This window comes from Nocardioides gansuensis (genome assembly GCF_003076135.1).
In the GTDB taxonomy this organism is placed as follows: domain Bacteria; phylum Actinomycetota; class Actinomycetes; order Propionibacteriales; family Nocardioidaceae; genus Nocardioides; species Nocardioides gansuensis.
In genome coordinates, this window is the sequence record NZ_QDGZ01000001.1 from 519432 (window position 1) to 535311 (window position 15880).

The 15880-nt window shown below is 71.4% G+C and carries 15 protein-coding genes; 8 read left to right on the forward strand and 7 right to left on the reverse strand.

Translation table 11 applies throughout. The features are described 5' to 3' along the window. The first annotated feature begins 49 nt into the window (after positions 1-49). Positions 50-934 (forward strand): glucose-1-phosphate thymidylyltransferase RfbA, encoded by an 885-nt coding sequence (gene rfbA, locus DDE18_RS02475; RefSeq protein WP_116570622.1) that lies wholly within the window; start codon positions 50-52, stop codon positions 932-934. Here the strand turns inward: rfbA and DDE18_RS02480 are convergent. The 3 genes from DDE18_RS02480 to gmd form a co-directional block, all read right to left on the reverse strand. Beyond that, positions 928-1572: a sugar transferase gene (locus DDE18_RS02480; RefSeq protein ID WP_116570623.1), complete on the reverse strand. Its 645-nt coding sequence runs from the start codon at positions 1570-1572 to the stop codon at positions 928-930. The two genes, rfbA and DDE18_RS02480, sit on opposite strands and share 7 nt — an antisense overlap. A gap of 69 nt (positions 1573-1641) precedes the next feature. After that, on the reverse strand, positions 1642-2586 hold the full coding sequence (locus DDE18_RS02485) for a GDP-mannose 4,6-dehydratase (RefSeq protein WP_116570624.1): 945 nt from the start codon (positions 2584-2586) through the stop codon (positions 1642-1644). A gap of 7 nt (positions 2587-2593) precedes the next feature. Then, positions 2594-3574 (reverse strand): GDP-mannose 4,6-dehydratase, encoded by a 981-nt coding sequence (gene gmd, locus DDE18_RS02490; RefSeq protein ID WP_116570625.1) that lies wholly within the window; start codon positions 3572-3574, stop codon positions 2594-2596. Between the two features lie 131 nt (positions 3575-3705). Between gmd and galE the strand changes: the two genes are divergently transcribed. Genes galE through DDE18_RS02520 form a run of 6 tightly spaced genes read left to right on the forward strand, consistent with a single transcriptional unit; the run spans position 3706 to position 9129 of the window. Continuing rightward, positions 3706-4710, forward strand: coding sequence for a UDP-glucose 4-epimerase GalE (gene galE, locus DDE18_RS02495; protein WP_116570626.1), 1005 nt, complete (start codon positions 3706-3708; stop codon positions 4708-4710). A 43-nt stretch (positions 4711-4753) separates the two neighbouring features. Then, positions 4754-5659 carry a glucosyl-3-phosphoglycerate synthase gene (locus DDE18_RS02500; protein ID WP_116570627.1) on the forward strand — a complete coding sequence of 302 codons (906 nt, stop codon included), beginning with the start codon at positions 4754-4756 and terminating at the stop codon, positions 5657-5659. Continuing rightward, complete coding sequence (folP, locus tag DDE18_RS02505; RefSeq protein ID WP_116570628.1) at positions 5659-6540, forward strand: dihydropteroate synthase; 882 nt, start codon at positions 5659-5661, stop codon at positions 6538-6540. Before DDE18_RS02500 ends, folP begins: the two co-directional genes overlap by 1 nt. Then, the gene (locus DDE18_RS02510; protein ID WP_116570996.1) at positions 6537-7070 is read left to right on the forward strand and encodes a class III extradiol ring-cleavage dioxygenase family protein; all 534 of its coding nucleotides are present in this window, start codon (positions 6537-6539) and stop codon (positions 7068-7070) included. The genes folP and DDE18_RS02510 overlap by 4 nt, the downstream gene beginning before the upstream one ends. Then, positions 7058-7771: a dihydrofolate reductase family protein gene (locus DDE18_RS02515; protein WP_245916396.1), complete on the forward strand. Its 714-nt coding sequence runs from the start codon at positions 7058-7060 to the stop codon at positions 7769-7771. Before DDE18_RS02510 ends, DDE18_RS02515 begins: the two co-directional genes overlap by 13 nt. Continuing rightward, positions 7768-9129, forward strand: coding sequence for an MFS transporter (locus DDE18_RS02520; RefSeq protein WP_116570630.1), 1362 nt, complete (start codon positions 7768-7770; stop codon positions 9127-9129). The genes DDE18_RS02515 and DDE18_RS02520 overlap by 4 nt, the downstream gene beginning before the upstream one ends. A gap of 62 nt (positions 9130-9191) precedes the next feature. Here the strand turns inward: DDE18_RS02520 and DDE18_RS02525 are convergent, their stop codons facing one another. From DDE18_RS02525 to icmF, 3 genes are all read right to left on the reverse strand, one after another. Next, the gene (locus tag DDE18_RS02525) at positions 9192-10352 is read right to left on the reverse strand and encodes an acyl-CoA dehydrogenase family protein (protein ID WP_116570631.1); all 1161 of its coding nucleotides are present in this window, start codon (positions 10350-10352) and stop codon (positions 9192-9194) included. 9 nt (positions 10353-10361) lie between these two features. Then, positions 10362-11123, reverse strand: a complete 762-nt coding sequence (locus tag DDE18_RS02530) for a helical backbone metal receptor (RefSeq protein WP_116570632.1) — start codon at positions 11121-11123, stop codon at positions 10362-10364. Between the two features lie 103 nt (positions 11124-11226). Then, positions 11227-14475 carry a fused isobutyryl-CoA mutase/GTPase IcmF gene (icmF, locus tag DDE18_RS02535; protein WP_116570633.1) on the reverse strand — a complete coding sequence of 1083 codons (3249 nt, stop codon included), beginning with the start codon at positions 14473-14475 and terminating at the stop codon, positions 11227-11229. Between the two features lie 92 nt (positions 14476-14567). Here icmF and DDE18_RS02540 point away from each other — a divergent pair, with 92 nt between their 5' ends. Then, positions 14568-15053, forward strand: a complete 486-nt coding sequence (locus DDE18_RS02540) for a MarR family winged helix-turn-helix transcriptional regulator (protein ID WP_245916397.1) — start codon at positions 14568-14570, stop codon at positions 15051-15053. An 11-nt stretch (positions 15054-15064) separates the two neighbouring features. Here the strand turns inward: DDE18_RS02540 and DDE18_RS02545 are convergent, their stop codons facing one another. Next, positions 15065-15835 (reverse strand): IclR family transcriptional regulator, encoded by a 771-nt coding sequence (locus DDE18_RS02545; RefSeq protein ID WP_245916398.1) that lies wholly within the window; start codon positions 15833-15835, stop codon positions 15065-15067. Positions 15836-15880: the final 45 nt, after the last annotated feature.

The following is a 15880-nucleotide window of genomic DNA, read 5'->3' on the forward strand; positions in this document are numbered from 1 at the left end:
ATGGTGCCAAACGCGAGCACTGGGCCGGCCACGCCCTAAGGTGTGGCGCATGCACGGAATCATCCTGGCCGGCGGCACCGGCTCTCGCCTGCACCCGATCACCCAGGGCATCAGCAAGCAGCTCGTGCCGGTCTACGACAAGCCGATGATCTACTACCCGCTCACCACCCTGATGCTCGCGGGCATCCGGGACGTCCTGGTGATCACGACGCCGCACGAGGCGGAAGGCTTCCACCGGCTGCTGGGCGATGGCTCGCAGTTCGGCATCTCGCTGACCTTCGCGGTGCAGCCGAGCCCCGACGGCCTGGCCCAGGCCTTCATCATCGGAGCCGACCACATCGGCTCCGACACCTCCGCCCTCGTCCTCGGTGACAACATCTTCTACGGCAGCGGGCTCGGCACCCAGCTGCGCCGCTACACCGACCTCGACGGGGCCGCGGTCTTCGGCTACCACGTCGCCGACCCCACGGCGTACGGCGTCGTGGAGTTCGACGAGGAGGGCCGCGCCCTCTCGCTGGAGGAGAAGCCCGCGAAGCCCAAGAGCCACTTCGCCGTCCCGGGCCTCTACTTCTACGACAACGACGTGGTGCAGTACGCCGCGGAGCTGAAGCCGTCGGAGCGTGGCGAGCTCGAGATCACCGACCTCAACCGGCGCTACCTCGAGGAGGGGCGGCTGCAGGTCGAGGTGCTCCCGCGCGGCACCGCCTGGCTCGACACCGGCACCTTCGACTCGCTCAACGACGCCTCCAACTTCGTGCGCACGATCGAGGGCCGGCAGGGCTTCAAGATCGGCTCCCCGGAGGAGGTCGCGTGGCGCATGGGCTTCCTCTCCGACGACGAGCTGCGCGAGCGCGCCGAGCCGCTGCGCAAGAGCGGCTACGGCGAATACCTGCTCGCGCTGCTCGCCGAGAGGGCTGAGCGGCAGCCTCAGTAGGCGCCGCGGCGGGTGAGCACCGCTGGGATCGTCTTCGCGAGCACCCACACGTCCATGCCCAGCGACCATCGGGTGGCGTAGCGGACGTCGAGGCGAACCGAGTCCTCGAGGGACAGGTCGGAGCGGCCCGAGACCTGCCACAGGCCGGTGAGGCCGGGGCGCACGGACTGGCGGAGCGGGAACGCCTCGCCGTAGAGGCCGACCTCCGACGGCAGGATCGGCCGGGGGCCGACCAGGCTCATGTCGCCCCGGATCACGTTGACCAGCTGGGGGATCTCGTCGATCGACATCCGTCGCAGCGAGCGGCCCGGACCGGTGAGCCGGGGGTCGTCCGCCAGCTTGAACAGGCCGTCGACCGGCCTGGTCCGCTCGGCCAGGGCGAGCAGCGCCTCCTCGGCGTCGACGGCCATCGTCCGCAGCTTGAGGCAGGTGAACGGGCGGCCCTCACGGCCCAGCCGGGTCTGGGTGAAGACGATGGGGCCGCGGTCGTGGCTCCACACCCAGGCGGCGGCGACCGCGAGCACCGGGAGCAGCAGCCCCAGCAGGACGAGCGCGCCGGCCACGTCGAGGGAGCGCTTGGCGGCCACCCGCACCGAGGGGGCGGCGGCGACAGCGGTGCTGGTGGAGGCGAGCGTCACGTGTGGTCCTCACGGGGGTCTGTGCGGGATCAACGTAGTGGCAACGCACAGGTGACGCCCGGTTTTGCCTCAGGTGAGGAGATCGGCGTCGACCATCCGGCCGACGAGCTCCTCGAAGCCGACGGTCGGCGACCAGCCGAGGTGCTTCCGCGCGCGCGTCGAGTCGCCGAGCAACTCGGTGGCGTCGGTCGGACGCAGGAACCGCGGGTCGGTCTCGACCAGGCCCTCCCAGTGGGCGATGCCCGCGCGAGCGAAGGCGGCCGCCACGAATTCGCGAACGCTGTGCGCCTCGCCGGTCGCGACGACGTAGTCGCGCGCCTCGTCGGCGCGAGCGGCGCGCACCATCGCGTCGACGTAGTCGGGGGCCCAGCCCCAGTCACGGCGGGCGTCGAGGTTGCCGAGCACCAGCCTGTCGGCGCGGCCCTGCGCGATGGCGGCGACGGTCGAGGTGATCTTGCGGGTCACGAACCGCTTCGGCCGCCGCGGCGACTCGTGGTTGTAGAGGATCGCGCTCACGGCGTGCAGCCCCCTGGCCCGCTGGACCCCGACCGAGAGGTGGGCGAACGCCTTCGCCGCGCCGTACGGGTTGAGCGGCCGGATCGGGGTGTCCTCGTCCTGCGGTGACGTCGGCGGCTCCCCGAAGATCTCGGCGCTGGAGGCCTGGACGACGCGTATGTCGTGGTTGCGCGCGTGCAGGAGGTGCGCCGACTCGAGGAGCGCGACCGCGGCCAGGCCGTTGACCTGGGCCGTGAGCTCCGGCTCCTCCCAGGACTGGTCGACCGAGCTGACGGCCGCGAGGTTGTAGACCTCGTCCGGCGCCAGGTCGAGCACGAGGCGGCGGGTTCCCTCGACGTCGGCGAGGTCACCCTCGTGGCGCACGACCTCGGCCGGGGTGTGCTCGCCGGTGTTGCCGCTCAGGGTGAGGGCGTGCACCTCGACGCCCTCGGCGAGGAGGTGGTCCGCCAGGTAGCTGCCGTCCTGGCCGCCGACGCCGGTGATCAGCGCCCGGGTCACCGTGGGCTCACCACCCTGCCCGGGCGGCCTCGATGTCGGACTCGACCATCATCGTGACGAGCTGCTGGAACGAGACCTTCGGCTCCCAGCCGAGCTTCTCCTTCGCCTTGGCGGGGTCGCTGATCAGCAGGTCGACCTCGGCGGGACGCATGAAGCGCGGGTCCTGCTTGACGTACGACGACCAGTCGTCGATGCCGATGTGCCTGAACGCCAGGTCCAGGAACTCGCGGATGGAGTGGGTCTCGCCCGTGCCGATGACGTAGTCGTCGGCCTCGTCCTGCTGCAGCATCAGCCACATCGCCTCGACGTAGTCGCCGGCGAATCCCCAGTCGCGGCGCGCGTCGAGGTTGCCGAGCGAGAGATCCTTCTGCATGCCGAGGGAGATCCGGGCGACGGCCTGGCTGATCTTGCGGGTCACGAACTCGGGGCCGCGGCGCGGCGACTCGTGGTTGAAGAGGATGCCCGAGCTGGCATGCATGCCGTAGGACTCGCGGTAGTTGATGGTCATGTAGTGGCCGAAGACCTTCGCCACGCCGTACGGCGAGCGCGGCCAGAGGAGGGTCTCCTCGGTCTGCGGCACCTGCTGGACCTTGCCGAACATCTCCGAGCTGGACGCCTGGTAGAAGCGCACGCTCGACAGGTCGTCGCCGGCGTGCAGGCGGACCGCCTCCAGCATGCTGAGCACGCCCTTGCCGGTTACGTCGGACGTGACGGCGGCGTTCTCCCACGAGTAGGCCACGAACGAGATCGCGCCGAGGTTGTAGACCTCGTCCGGCTGTGACTTCCGGAGCGCCCGCATCAGGCTCGAGATGTCGAGCAGGTCGCCGGTATGGAGCGTGACGTCCGGGACGAGCTTCTCGACCAGTTCGGTGCGGGGATTGTTCTGGCCGCGGATCAGGCCGTGGACCTCGTAGCCCTTGCCGAGCAGCAGCTCGGCGAGGTAGAGGCCGTCCTGGCCGGTGATTCCGGTGATGAGGGCGGTGGGCATGGCCCGAAGTCTGCCCTACGACGCCTGGTGGGCCGAAAAGAGAACCCGCCCCGGGGTCGGGCCCGACGCGTCGGCCCAGCGGCTCAGCACAGGCGCGGCCCGGCGCGGCCGTGACCCCTACGATGGCCGGCATGAAGGTTCTCGTGACCGGCGGTGCCGGCTACATCGGTTCGATCACCGCCAAGGCCCTCGAGGAGGCGGGCCACACGCCCGTCATCCTCGACTCGCTGCTCACTGGGCCGCGCGTCTTCGTCAAGGACCGGATCTTCTACGAGGGCGACATCGCCGACCGCGAGCTGCTCGCCCGCATCGTCGACGAGCACCCCGACATCGAGGCCACGATCCACATGGCCGCGCGCATCGTCGTGCCGGAGTCGATGGAGCTGCCCTACGAGTACTACCGGGACAACGTCGCCAAGTCGCTCGAGCTCTTCGACCAGCTGCTCGCGCTCGGCAAGACGCGGGTGCTGTTCTCCTCGTCGGCGTCGCTCTACGCCATGAAGGACTCCTTCGAGGTGACCGAGCAGGACCCGCTCGCCCCGAACTCGCCCTACGCCCGCACCAAGATGATGATGGAGCAGGTGCTGCAGGACATGGCGTCCGCGACCGACCTCCGCGGGATCATCCTGCGCTACTTCAACCCGATCGGCTCCGACCCCGACCTCGAGTGCGGCATCTACGTCAAGGAGCCCTCGCACGTGCTCGGCCAGCTGGTGATGGCCGCCCGGGGGCTGAAGCCGCAGTTCACCATCACCGGCACCGAGCACCCGACCCGCGACGGGACGGGCATCCGCGACTACATCCACGTGTGGGACCTCGCCCGCGCCCACGTCCGCGCGGTCGAGCGCTTCGACAGCGTGCTCGCCCGGGTGGACGCGCCGTCGGCCGTCATCAACGTCGGCCGCGGCGACGGCGTCACCGTCCGCGAGCTGGTCGCCGCCTTCGAGCGGGTCTCCGGGTCCAAGGTGCCGATCGGGGAGGCCCCGCCGCGTCCCGGCGACGCGGTCGGCGCCTACGCCAACGTCGACCGCTCCCGCGAGCTGCTCGACTGGGAGGCCGAGCTGTCGATCGACGACGCGATCGCCTCGGCGCTGGCCTGGGGTGAGAAGCGCAAGGAGATCCTGGGGTACGAGTGACTCCGGGCTCGCGTGCGGTGTTGCCGGCGAAGAAGCTGCCGGCGTGATCACCCACCACTGGGACGACTGGACGCTCGACGAGCTGCTCGCCGCCAAGGGCGACACCAGCGTCAGCCTCGTGGTGCCGGCGCGCAACGAGGCCGCCACGGTCGGTGCCGTGGTGACCCGCGTGCGTGAGGCGCTCGTGGACACCGTCGAGCTGCTCGACGAGATCGTGGTGATCGACAGCGACAGCACCGACGCGACGTACGACGTGGCGAGCGACGCGGGCGCGCTCGTGCACCGCTCCGCGGAGATCCGCCCCGACCTCGGCTCGCATCCCGGGAAGGGCGAGGCCATGTGGAAGTCGCTCTTCGTCACCCGCGGGGAGCTGATGGTCTTCATGGACGCCGACCTGCTCGACTGGGACACGCACTTCGTGCCCGGGCTGCTCGGCCCGCTGCTCACGGCGCCGTCGGTGTCGCTGGTGAAGGGCTTCTACGAGCGGCCCGGGGTGTCCGGTGCGCTGGACGGCGGACGGGTCACCGAGCTCGTCGCGCGGCCGCTGATCGCCCTCGAGTGGCCGGCCCTGGCCGGGCTGGTCCAGCCGCTGGCGGGGGAGTGGGCGGTGCGCCGGTCGCTCTTCGGCTCGCTCTCGGTGCCGACCGGCTACGGCGTCGAGATCGCCGCGCTGATCGACACCGTGCGGCTGCACGGCGAGTCCGCCATCGCCCAGGTCGACCTGGGCCGCCGGGCCCACCGGCACCAGGCGCTGCTCGACCTGGGCGGGATGGCGACGCAGGTGCTGGGCGCCGTCGCTCGCCGCTCCTCGGCTGGTCGAGCGGAGTTGAGAGCCCCCGACTCGGTGACGCTGCGGCAGTGGCGCACCGTCGACGGCCGCCCGACGCCGTCCGATCGGGAGGTGGCGCTGGCCGAGCGCCCACCTGCCGCCGACTACGGTGCGCCGTGATGACACTGGAGACCCTGCGGCCCTTCCGCCTCGGCCGCCACCGCTTCGGCGAGGACGCCACCGTGATGATGGCGATCGTCAACCGCACGCCCGACTCCTTCTACGACAAGGGCGCCACCTGGGCCGAGTCCGCCGCCTTCGACCGGGTGCGCCTCGTCGTCGAGCAGGGCGCGGAGATGGTCGACATCGGCGGCATCAAGGCCGCCCCCGGCGCCGAGATCTCCGTGGCCGAGGAGAAGGCGCGGGTGGTTGACTTCGTGGCGCGGGTGCGCGAGGAGCACCCGCACGTCGTCATCTCCGTCGACACGTGGCGGGCCGAGGTCGCGGACGCCGTGTGCGCCGTCGGAGCCGACGTACTCAACGACGCCTGGGGCGGCGCCGACCCCGAGCTCGTCGACGTCGCCGCCGCCCACGACGTCTCGATCGTCTGCACGCACACCGGCGGGGTGCGGGTGCGGACGCGGCCGCACCGCATCGAGTACGACGACGTCGTCGCCGCCGTCCTCCACGACACCCTCGCCTACGCCGACCGCGCCGTGGCCGCGGGCGTCGATCCCGAGGCGGTGGTGATCGACCCGGCGCACGACTTCGGCAAGAACACCTTCCACTCGCTCGAGGTGACGCGCCGGCTGGGCGAGCTGGTCGCCACCGGGTGGCCGGTGCTGGTGTCGCTGTCCAACAAGGACTTCGTCGGCGAGACCCTCGACCAGCCGGTCGGGTCGCGGCTCGTCGGGACACTGGCCGCGACGTCGGTGTGCGCGCTCGCGGGAGCCCGGGTCTACCGGGTTCACGAGGTCGTGGAGACCCGGCAGACCGTCGACATGGTGTGGACGATCGCGGGGCGACGGCCGCCGGCTCGGGCGATCAGGGGGCTGGCGTGAGGGTCGTCGTCGTGCCGCCGGTGCCGGCGCTGCTCTCGCGCTACGCGTCGCTCACCGATCCCGTCCCCGAGCTGCGTGCGGCCTGTGTCTCCGCGGTGGCGTGGCTGGTCGAGCACGACGACGCGCGGATCGTGGCGGCGGACGACCAGGCCCGCCGCATCGGCGAAGAGCTGCTCGCGCAAGGCCTCGCTGGTCGAGTAGCGAGCGCCAGCGAGCGTATCGAGACCCGTATCGAGACCGGGAACATCCTCGTGATGGCCAACGGCTCGGCCCGGCGGTCCGAGAAGGCGCCGGGACACCTCGACGAGCGGTCGTTCGGCTTCGACTCCGAGGTCGAGGCCGCGCTGGCGGCGGGCGATGCCGCTGCGCTCGGCGGGCTCGACGCCCGCCTGGGTGCCGAGCTGCTCGCGTCCGGGATCGGCGCGCTGGCGACTCTTGCCGACCTCACGGTCACGCGTGCTGTGATGGACTACGCCGACGACCCGTTCGGCGTTCGCTACTGGGTGGTGAGGTGGGAATGCGCGTCTTGATGGGGCCGGCCGGAGACCCGGTGGTCGAGGAGGGCGCGGAGCCTTCGTCCCGAGAGCACCTGGCTGCCCTCTACTCCCGTCCCGAGGGCCATGACGGGCCGTGGCTGCGGGTGAACTTCGTGGCCACCGCCGACGGCGCCGCGCAGGGCGAGGACGGGCGCAGCGGCACGATCAACAACGCGGCGGACAAGAAGGTCTTCGTCGCGCTCCGCCGCCTGGCCGACGTCCTCATCGTGGGGGCCGGGACACTGCGGACCGAGGAATACCGGCCCACCTCCATCCCGCTCGTCGTCGTGAGCCGGTCGGGTCGCGTGCCCGACACGCTGTGCTCGGCCGAGCCGGGCCGCGTGCTGATGGCGACGTGTGCCAACGCTCCCGGGCTCGCCGAGGCATGCGAGACCCTCGGGGAGGAGCACGTGCTCGTGCTCGGCGAGAACGAGGTGCACTTCCTCGACCTCAAGGCGGCGCTGGCCGACCGCGGCTGGGTCGAGCAGCTCTCCGAGGGCGGGCCACACCTCCTGCACGCGATGCTGGCCGCCGGCGTCGTCGACGAGCTGTGCCTCACGATCACGCCGCGGCTGATCGCCGGCGCCCACCTGCGCATCGTCGAGGGCCAGCCGCTCGACGTACCGCTCGAGCCGACCCTCCTCCTCGAGGAGGACGGCACGTTCCTCGGCCGCTGGCGCGTAAGAGGGGAATGACCCCCCGCGGATGGGCGTTGCCGATGGACGTGGCCCAGCCAGACGACTCCCGACGCATCTCGCTGCTGCTGGGACTCCTCTTCGGGCTGGCCGGCATGGGCTCCTCCTCCGCCGCGATCGCCCTGCCGCTGATGGCTCCCGATCTCGGGGTGAGCGTCGGCGTCGCGGCCTGGACGATCAGCCTCTACGTGCTCATGCTCGCCGTGACGACCGCGGTCTACGGCCGCGTCTCCGACCTGGTCGGCGTGCGCCTGCCGCTGCTCTTCGGTGTCCTCCTGATGACGGCCGGGGCGCTGACGGCGGCCGTGGCGCCGTCGTACTCCGTGCTCCTCGTCGCCCGGCTCTTCCAGGGAGCCGGCGCCGCTGCCGTCCCGACCCTCGGCATCGCGGCGCTGAGCGTCCGGTACGACGGGGCCGTGCGCGGCCTGGCCCTGGGCCGGCTCGCCGGTATGGCCGCGGCGGTCAGCTGTCTGGGCCCGCTGGTCGGTGGCGGAGTGGAGCACGTCTTCGGCTGGCGGGCAGTCATGGCGCTGCCCGTCCTCGGCCTGCTCGTGATCCCCTTCGTGTGGCGGGCCCTGACGGGTGAGGGCACCGGCGCGAGCCTGGACATCCTCGGCGCCGTGCTCGTCGCGCTGACGTCGGCGGGGCTGGTGCTGCTGGTCCAGTCGCCGTCGACGGGGCTGGCCGTGGCGCTCCTCGGAGGGCTGCTGCTGGTGATCGGGACGCCGCTCGTCGCGCGCCGGGTGCGGCGACGTCCGCACGGCTTCCTGCCCGTGTCCGTCATCCGCAACGGGACGGTGGTGCGCTCGGCTCTCGCGGCGGCCGCCGTGCCGGCGGCGTGGTTCGCGCTGCTCGTCGGTGTGCCGGCCGTGCTGGTCGACGCCGGCTGGGAGCCCTGGGAGGTGGGGCTGGTGCTCCTGCCCAGCGCGGCGTTCGCGCTGTTCGTGCCGCGGTTCGCCGGACCCATGATGGAGCGGATCGGGCCGGCCCGGGTGCTGGCCCTCTCCGGTGTGATCGCGTCGGCCGCCATGGTCGTCGCCGCCCTCGGCACCTGGTGGCTGTCCGTCATGCCGCTGGCGCTGTCGGTGGTGTGCGTGACGATCGCCTTCGGGATGGGACAGCCGGCCCTGAGCGCGGCCGTCGGTGGAGCAGTCGAGCTGGACGTGCGGGGTGTGGCTCTGGGCGTGGCGACACTGCTCTTCCTAGTCGGCGGCAGCGTGGGCTCAGCGGTCGTCGCCGGCCTGGGCGAGGTGATCGGCGTCCCGGGGAGCCTGGCCGTGCTCGCCGTCCTGCCGCTACTCGGCCTGGTGGCGCTGGTGCCGGAGCTGCGGCGACAGCCTGCGGGTGTACGCGACTGAACGCCCACCAGCTCGAGGCGCTCACCGCCAACCTGAACGCGATCAACCGGCGCTACAAGGCGCTAGCGCACGACGCCGGAGTTGTCGACGGCGAGGGAGCGGGAGATGACCATCCGCTGGATCTGGTTGGTGCCCTCGAAGATCTGCATCACCTTGGCCTCGCGCATGTAGCGCTCGACGGGGAAGTCGCGGGTGTAGCCGTAACCGCCGAGGACCTGGACGGCGTCGGTGGTCACCTTCATCGCGTTGTCGGTGGCGACGAGCTTGGCGATCGACGCCTCGCGGGAGTAGGGCAGGCCGGCGTCCTTGAGGCGCGCCGCGTGGAGGGTGGTCGCGCGTGCCGACTGCACGGCGGCCTCCATGTCGGCGAGCACGAAGGCCAGGCCCTGGTGCTCAATGATCGGCTTGCCGAAGGTCTCCCGCTCGCGGGCGTAGGCGACCGCGTTGTCGAGCGCGCCCTGCGCCAGTCCGGTCGCGACCGCCGCGATGCCGAGGCGTCCGGAGTCGAGGCCGGCTAGGGCGATCCGCAGGCCCTCGCCCTCGGCGCCGAGGCGGCGGGTGGCGGGGATGCGTACGTCGTCGAGGCGCACCGTCGCGGTCGTCGAGCCCGTGAGACCCATCTTCCGCTCCGGAGGGTCGGCACTGAGCCCGGGCGTGTCCGCGGGGATCAGGAAGCAGGAGATCCCGTTGCGGTCGTCGGAGGTGCGGGCCATCACCTTGTAGAAGTCGGCGTGGCCGCCGTGGGTCGTCCAGGCCTTCGCGCCGTTGAGGACGTAGTCGTCTCCGTCGCGCCGCGCCGTGGTCTTCATCGCGGCAGGGTCGGAGCCGGCGTGCGCCTCGGAGAGGCAATAGGCGCCGAGCAGCGAGCCGCCGAGCATCTCGGGCAGCCACTCGGCGCGCTGCTCGTCGGTGCCGAAGTAGGCCAGCCCGAAGCACGACAGCGCATGCACCGAGACCCCCACCCCCACGGACGACCAGACGGCGGCGATCTCCTCGAGCACCTGGAGGTAGACCTCGTAGGGCTGGCCCCCGCCGCCGTGCTCCTCGGGGTAGGGCAGCCCCAGCAGTCCGGCGTCGCCGAGCAGCCGGAAGACGTCGCGTGGGAACGTCTCGGTGGCCTCCGCCTCGGCCGATCTCGGGGCCAGCTCACGGGTGGCGATGTCGCGGACCAGCTTGATGAGCTCGGTGGCTTCCTCGGTCGGCATGACACGACTGGCAGGCATGGGTGGTACCTATCTCTCCAGGGACGAATGGGCGGCGACGAGCGAGGGCCCGTACCAGGTCATCAGCCGGCCGCTCACCAGCTCGACGGGTGTGCGGGGGAACGCCTCGGGCCCGTCGGTCTCGGTGAAGACGTAGGGCTCGTCGGGCAGCAGGACGGCGTCGGCGTCGGCGCCGTCGATCGCCTCGAGATCGGCGTGCGGGTAGCGCTCGCCGTCGGGGTTGTGCGCCGGCAGCTCCCACACGTTCACCATGCCCAGCCGCCGCAGCAGGTCGCCCGTGAACGTCCGGGCGCCCACCACCATCCACGGGTCACGCCAGATCGGCACGACCACGCGGCGTACGACGGGGGGCAGGGCGCCGCACCACAACGACCGCGCCTCGGCGAGCCAGGGCGGCCGCTGCCAGCCGAGTGCCTCGTCGAAGAGCCGCTCCATCGACTCGACGGCCTGCGGCACGCTCTGGATGTCGGTCACCCAGACCGGCACGCCGGCCTCGCGGAGGCGGCGCACGTCGAGCTCGCGGTTCTCCTCCTTGTTGGCGACGACGAGGTCGGGGGCGAGGTCGACGATCGCGCGGACGTCGGGGTTCTTGGTGCCGCGGACCCGCGGCACGTCGAGGTCCGCCGGGTGCGTGCACCACTCGGTGGCGGCGACCAGCCGGTCTGCTCCGACGCTGGCCAGCGCCTCGGTGAGGGAGGGGACGAGGCTTACGACGCGGCGTACCTGGGCTGTCAGCTGGACGGCGGTTCCCAGGTCGTCGACTGTGGTCACGTCTCGACGCGCCCGTCGATCGGGCTCGCAGGCTCGCCCGACCGGGGCTTGCTCGACCTCTTCGCCCGACGCGCTGCGCTCGCAGGCTCGCGCATCGCTGGGCTCAGACATTCCGGCGGTACTGGCCGCCTACCTCGAAGAAGGCCTCGGTCACCTGCTGGAGCGAGCAGACCCGGGCGGCGTCCATCAGGACGGCGAAGACGTTCTCGCCCGAGACCGCAGCCTCCTTGAGCTGCGCGAGCGCGGCCGGCGCCTCGGACGCGTGCTCGGCCTGGAACTCCCGCACCCGACGCAGCTGGGACTCCTTCTCCGCCTCCGTGGCACGGGCCAGCTCGACCTCCCTCGGGGAGGCCTCCGAGCCCTCCTTGACGAAGGTGTTGACCCCGATGATCGGCAGCGAGCCGTCGTGCTTGCGGTGCTCGTAGAGCATCGACTCGTCCTGGATGCGCCCGCGCTGGTAGCCGGTCTCCATCGCACCGAGCACGCCGCCGCGCTCGTTGAGGCGGTCGAACTCCGCCAGCACCGCCGCCTCCACGAGGTCGGTGAGCTCGTCGATGACGAAGGAGCCCTGGAGCGGGTTCTCGTTCATCGCCAGGCCCCACTCGCGGTTGATGATCAGCTGGATGGCGACCGCCCGGCGCACCGAGTCCTCGGTCGGCGTGGTGACGGCCTCGTCGTAGGCGTTGGTGTGCAGCGAGTTGGCGTTGTCGTAGATCGCGATGAGTGCCTGCAGCGTGGTGCGGATGTCGTTGAAGTCCATCTCCTGTGCGTGCAGCGATCGGCCGGAGGTCTGCACGTGGTACTTCAGCTTCTGCGAGCGCTCGTTGGCGCCGTACTTCTCCTTCATCGCGATCGCCCAGATCCGGCGGGCGACGCGGCCGAGCACGGAGTATTCCGGGTCCATGCCGTTGGAGAAGAAGAACGACAGGTTCGGCGCGAAGTCGTCGATGTCCATGCCGCGCGCGAGGTAGGCCTCGACGTAGGTGAACCCGTTGGCGAGGGTGAAGGCGAGCTGGCTGATGGGGTTCGCCCCGGCCTCGGCGATGTGGTAGCCGGAGATCGACACGGAGTAGAAGTTGCGCACCTGGTGCTCGATGAACCACTCCTGGATGTCGGCCATCATCCGCAGCGAGAACTCGGTGGAGAACAGGCAGGTGTTCTGGCCCTGGTCCTCCTTGAGGATGTCGGCCTGCACCGTGCCGCGGACGTTCGCGAGGGCGTACGCCGCGAGCTCGGCGCGCTCCTCGTCCGACGGCTCGCGCCCCTCCCTCTCGATGAAGCGGTCGACCTGCTGGTCGATCGCGGTGTTGAGGAAGAACGCCAGCACGGTGGGGGCGGGTCCGTTGATCGTCATCGAGACGCTGGTCGACGGGTCGACGAGGTCGAAGCCGTCGTAGAGGGCCAACATGTCGTCGAGCGTCGCCACGCTCACACCCGACGTGCCGACCTTGCCGTAGACGTCGGGCCGCGGGTCGGGGTCGCGGCCGTAGAGCGTCACCGAGTCGAAGGCGGTGGAGAGGCGGGTCGCCGGGTTGTCCTTCGAGAGCAGCTTGAAGCGGCGGTTGGTGCGGAACGGGTCGCCCTCGCCGGCGAACATCCGAGCGGGGTCCTCGGTGTCACGCTTGAACGGGAAGACACCGGCGGTGAAGGGGAAGAACCCGGGCAGGTTCTCCCGGCGCCAGAAGCGGACGAGCTCGCCGTGGTCGGTGAACCGGGGGAGCGAGACGCGGGGGATCTTGTTGCCGCTCAGCGACTCGCGGGTGAGCTTGGTGTGGATCTCCTTGTCGCGCACCCGCACGACCTGCTCGTCGCCCGAGTAGGACTCCACGACCGCCGGCCACCCGGCGATCTGGTCGGCGAGCTCGTGCGGGACGGCCCTGCGCGCCTCGTCGTACAGGCGCTCGAGGGTCTCGACTCCGCTCGACCGACCGCTCGGCTGGTCGAGCGCAGTCGAGACCATCCCCCGCACCGCCTCGACCTGCTGCAGCCGGCGGGCCGCCTCGGCGAGCTCCTCGGTGCGCGCGTGGTAGCCGCGGACCGTCTCGGTGATCTCGGCGAGGTAGCGCACGCGATCGGTGGGCACGACCTGGCGGATCCCCGAGGAGTGCCGCACGTCGACGTGGGGGAGGGTGCCCTCGGAGACGGGCAGGCCGAGGCCGGCGAGCTCGTCGCGGAGGTGCTGGTAGAGCGCGGTGACGCCGTCGTCGTTGAACGTCGCGGCGCTGGTGCCGAAGACCGGCATGTCCTCGGGCCGCTTGCCGAAGGCCCCGCGGTTGCGCACCAGCTGGCGGCCGACGTCGCGCAAGGCGTCCTTGGCGCCGCGGCGCTCGAACTTGTTGATCGCGACGGTGCTGGCGAAGTCGAGCATGTCGATCTTCTCCAGCTGGGAGGCGGCGCCGAACTCGGGCGTCATGACGTAGAGCGACGTGTCGACGAACGGCACGATCGCCGCGTCGCCCTGGCCGATGCCCGGCGTCTCGACGATGACCAGGTCGAAGCCCGCCGCCTTCGCCACGGCGATCACGTCGGCGAGGTGCTCGGGCACCTCGTGGGCGCCGCGGGTGGCCAGCGAGCGGAAGAAGGTGCGGTCGCCGTCGAGGGAGTTGGCGCGGATGCGGTCGCCCAGCAGGGCACCGCCGCCCTTGCGGCGGGTGGGGTCGACGGCGATGACGCAGATCCTCAGCTTGTCCTGCTGGTCGGTGCGGAAGCGGCGGACCAGCTCGTCGGTGAGGCTGGACTTGCCGGACCCGCCGGTGCCGGTGATGCCGAGGACGGGCACGGTGCGGAAGGCCGCGGTCTCGCGGAGGCGCTCGAGCATCTCCTCCGGCAGCTGGCCGGTCTGCGCGCCGGTCATCGCGCGGGCGACGGAGAGGCGGTCGCCGGAGAGTACGTCGTCGAGGCAGGCGGCCTTCGCCTGCCACGGGTCGAAGTCGCAGTCGGCGACCACGGAGTTGATCATCCCGACGAGCCCCATCCGCTGGCCGTCCTCCGGCGAGAAGATGATGACCCCGGACTCGCGCAGCCGGGCGATCTCGGCGGGCACGATCACGCCGCCACCGCCGCCGACGACCTTCACGTGGTCGGCGCCGGCCGCGCGGAGGGACTCGACGAGGTACTCGAAGTACTCCACGTGGCCGCCCTGGTAGGACGACACCGCGACGCCCTGCACGTCCTCCTCGATCGCCGCGTCGACGACCTCCTGGACGGAGCGGTTGTGGCCGAGGTGCACGACCTCGCAGCCCTGGGCCATGAAGATCCGCCGCATGATGTTGATCGACGCGTCGTGGCCGTCGAACAGGCTGGACGCAGTCACCAGGCGGACCGGGTGGGTGGGGGTGTGCAGGTCGGGCACGGGGTCTCCCTCGTCGAGATTCCTAGGAAGTCCTAGTATTTAGTCGATACTAGGATGTCCTACCAATGTGGGCAACCCGAGGAGGGGTGCAGGTGGACCCGATCCGAGAGGCGCACCGCCAGTGGGTCGCCCACGGGTGGGGGTCGGCCGCTGACGGCATGGCGATGGTGACCTCGGTGGTCCGCGCCCACCAGCTGCTCATGGAGCGGATCGACGCCGTGCTGCGCCCTCGCGACCTGTCGTTCGCGCGCTACGAGGTGCTCCGGGTGCTGTCCTTCACGCGCACCGGCGAGCTGCCGATGGCCCGGCTCGGCTCGCTGCTCCAGGTGCACCCCACGTCGGTGACGTCGGCGGTCGCCCGCCTGGAGAAGCAGGGGTACGTCGTGCGCACACGCTCGGACGCCGACCGCCGGGTGGTGCTCGCGGCGATCACCGACGCGGGCCGGGAGGCGGTCGAGGAGGCGACCGTCGGCCTCAACTCGGAGGTGTTCGAGAAGCCGGGCATCGACGACGTGGTGACCCTGACCGGGCTGCTGGCCGAGCTGCGCGCGGCGGCCGGCGACGCGGTGGACGGCTGACCGGGCGCCGGTCAGCCCAGGTCGGCGGCGAGCTCCTTGCCTGCCTTGGTGAGGAGCGGGACGGCCCGCTCCACGAGGTCCTCGGTCATCCGGGTGGCGGGACCGGACACCGAGACGGCCAGCCGGGTCGGCAGGTCGGGCACCGGCACGGCGACACAGCGCACCCCGACCTCCTGCTCGCCCTCGTCGAGGGCGTAGCCGTGCTCGGCCGTCCAGGCCAGCTGGCGGGCGAACTCGTCGGGGTCGGTGATGGTGTTCTCGGTGTGCCGCGGCATACCGGTGCGCTGGAGGATGTCGCGCACCTGCTCGGGCGGCATGGCCGCCATCATCGCCTTGCCGACGGCCGTGCAGTGGGGGAGGACCCGGCGGCCCACCTCCGTGAACATCCGCATCGAGTGGCGCGACTGGGCCTGGGCAACGTAGACGACCTGGTCGCCGTCGAGCATGGCGAGGTTGGCCGACTCGCCGAGCTCGTCGACGAGCCGGGCGAGGTAGGGGCGAGCCCAGGTGCTCAGCATGTGCGACGAGGTCTCGCCCAGGCGGATCAGCTTCGGACCGAGCACGTAGCGGCGCGACTCGTCCTGGCGCAGGTAGCCGAGGTCCACCAGGGTCCGCACCAGCCGGTGGATGGTCGGCAGCGGCAGCCCCGACTCGGCTGCCAGCTGGGAGAGTCCGAGCGTGCCGCCGTGGTCGGCCATGGTCTCGAGCAGGCCGAACGCGCGCTCGATCGACTGGACGCTGCCGCCGCGGGTGCGGCCGTTCGCCTGGGTGGCCTCAGTCACTGCATACCCCTTGGAGTTTTCCGGATAGCGAAAAGTATACGGGCC